At 57.7% G+C, this 2,547-nt stretch carries 2 protein-coding genes and 1 pseudogene; all 3 read right to left on the bottom strand.

Annotated elements, in window-relative coordinates:
• Positions 1 to 230 (bottom strand): annotated as a pseudogene (locus B4F73_RS08765) (DUF58 domain-containing protein); the annotation flags it as partial.
• Complete coding sequence (locus B4F73_RS08760) at positions 227 to 1,183, bottom strand: AAA family ATPase (protein ID WP_034811615.1); 957 nt, start codon at positions 1,181 to 1,183, stop codon at positions 227 to 229. The gene B4F73_RS08760 and the pseudogene B4F73_RS08765, both read right to left, overlap by 4 nt.
• Positions 1,170 to 2,396 (bottom strand): DUF4350 domain-containing protein, encoded by a 1,227-nt coding sequence (locus B4F73_RS08755; protein ID WP_290483033.1) that lies wholly within the window; start codon positions 2,394 to 2,396, stop codon positions 1,170 to 1,172. Before B4F73_RS08755 ends, B4F73_RS08760 begins: the two co-directional genes overlap by 14 nt.
• Positions 2,397 to 2,547 lie beyond the last annotated feature (151 nt).

Here is a 2,547-nt window from a genome sequence, read left to right as displayed (position 1 = left end):
AGGTCCGCTGGATCAGACCCGCCGACATAAAGCAGTGCCGGCGCGTCTACATCTGCCTCATAGGCTCGCAGGGATGCGGCCAGGACGGCATCCGCAAAGATCAGGCTGGCGATGCCGCCGACCCAGCCAGCGGATATGACCCAGAGCTCAGGACGCAGCAGAGCTATAGCCACCATGAGCGGCACGCCGAGCAGCATCAGGAAGATGGCGCGAGGTGTGGGTGAAATCACCGCGGTGCGGCCGTCTGTTCGATGATAGCTGAAAGAGTTTCGTCGGTCGTCTTGCCTTCGATTTCTGCGGCGGGGGATAACAAAACGCGGTGGCGGAGTGCTGGCAGGGCCAGCAGTTTCACGTCGTCTGGAATAACAAAGTCCCGGCCGTCGAGCGCGGCGCGGGCACGGGCCGCAGTGGCCAGCGCGGCAGCGGCGCGCGGCGAAGCGCCAGTTTCCAGGGCCGGGGTTGTCCGGGTCGCGCGAATAATATCCACGATGTAGGCAATGATATCGTCCTGCAGCCGGGCTTCAGCAACCGAATTGACAGCTTCACTGAGTTCTTCTGCCGAGACAACCGGCTCGATGCCGAACGCTGCTGCGGTTTTCATGCCCGTGCGAGTGCCATGCTTGGAAACAATTGCGAGCTCTTCTTCACGACTTGGATAGTCCAGCGTGTGCTTGAACAGGAAGCGGTCAAGCTGCGCTTCCGGCAGGGGATATGTGCCCTGCTGTTCGATAGGGTTTTGGGTCGCGATCACCGTGAACCGGTCATTCAACGGGTAGGTGTCGCCATCAATCGTCACCTTGCGTTCCTGCATGGCCTCTAGCAGCGCGGCTTGTGTTTTCGGAGGTGTTCGATTGATCTCGTCCGCCAAAAGGAGATCGGTGAAAATTGGACCCTTGGTGAGGGCAAATTGATTGGTTTGAAAGTTGAACAGGTTCGTGCCGAGAACATCTCCCGGCATCAGGTCGGGTGTGAACTGAATGCGACCGAAGTCGAGTGAAATCGATCTCGCAAAGCATTGCGCCAGTAGGGTCTTGGCTGTTCCCGGTGGGCCTTCAAGAAGGACGTGCCCTGACGAGAATATCGCAGTCAGAAGAACATCAACCGTTGTGTCCTGTCCCACGACTGCCTTGCGCACTTCGTTACGGATCCGGTCCGCCAGCGCCTTGATGTCATTCACGTTCATTCATGGATCTCCCGATAATTCCCTTGCGCCAGCGAAACAGCTCGCGCGCCTTGTTCATGAGGTCTTCACGGCTGGTGGCAGGACCGCGCAGTCCCGACGCCATGTCTGTGAAGTGTTTGCCGGACTCTTCTTCCGGGCCAAGCCGGTCGAACAGGGCGGTGAGTTGGGTTTCATTCAATGTCTTTGGAGCGCCTATATCCCGGGATACACGACGGCGGATCATGTGGAGATATGCGGGTGCTATACGCGTCTCCCGGCGCGCCATCGTAATCAAGCCTGCGGAGTTGTCAGCCAGCGCCTGTTTTCCAAGCGCAATGGCGCGTCCTTCCTTCACAGGTGGCCCAAATCGTATGAGCGCGGCCCAGCCCAGCAGGAAAGCGGCCGCCAACGCAGTCAACGTTGCGCCGATAAAGGGGATGTCGAAAATCATCTGCAGCAGATTCTCGGACCGAACGAAACCATGGAGAGTCGCATCAAATATAATCGGCTCGTCGTAATCATTACGAAGAAAGTCGATCATCTGAGTCGCAAAGCGAGCGTTCTCAAACTGCGACAAACCGAAAGTGTTGATCATGTCGGGGTCGGACAGAACATACATGTCCGCATCGGGCGCCCAGGCGAGCAGGATCCCATCCTGTGTCTCAACAATCGGCGTAAGCGAGTCTCCGCGTAACACTTGCATCTTCACGTCTGGTTTGAGCGCGATTGATCCGAAGGGGGTTGAGGTTTCACTTGGCACATCGATACGTCCGATTTCCGCATCGATAGCTATCGTCTCCAGTAAGTCGTTCAAGACGCGCGCATTCATGAAGCGCGTATCCTTTTGATGGGTCTTGTTAAGAGGATCAGTCATGCCGGTCCATTTCGGCAGGACGAGCAAAGTAGTCCGCTGTGGCTCTAAGTCTTCGAGCGCCTTTGCTGCACCCCATTGGGGGAGTGTTAAGACGAGTAGGCCCCAATCACTGTCTTCAAGCGTGCGCTCCAGCCGGGAGACTTCCGCCGGATAGCCTTGTTCCTGAAGGAGTTGCACGAAGCCATTATAACCGAGCGCCGAGGTTGAGAACGGGTGCGCACCGGCCACATTCCGGTCCCGCAATTCGGGTGCCCAGCCTGCGAGCACCATGATTGCCCCAAAGGAAAAAAGCGCCACTGCCAGCAATATGCCGACGATCTTGCCACTGAACGGGGAGTCGACGTGAGAACGATCCTTCATGTCCACTGCTCCCCAAATGCGAAGTCTTCGTAGGAAGCCCGCGCCATATGCCAGCCGCTTTCGTCGACATCCCGGCCGCCGAAGAAACTACGTTCGACGATGGCGATGATCGGGCTGAGAGCGGTCCGCGCGCGATCTGGCAGGAAGCCAA

It is taken from the genome of Hyphomonas sp. UBA3601, assembly GCF_002375605.1.
Taxonomy (GTDB): domain Bacteria; phylum Pseudomonadota; class Alphaproteobacteria; order Caulobacterales; family Hyphomonadaceae; genus Hyphomonas.
This window is presented reverse-complemented; position numbering and strand designations above follow the sequence as displayed.

Coding starts and splice junctions, on each gene's coding strand:
- B4F73_RS08760 (WP_034811615.1), bottom strand. CDS start 1,183: ATGAACGTGAATGACATCAAGGCGCTGGCGGACCGGATCCGTAACGAA.
- B4F73_RS08755 (WP_290483033.1), bottom strand. CDS start 2,396: ATGAAGGATCGTTCTCACGTCGACTCCCCGTTCAGTGGCAAGATCGTC.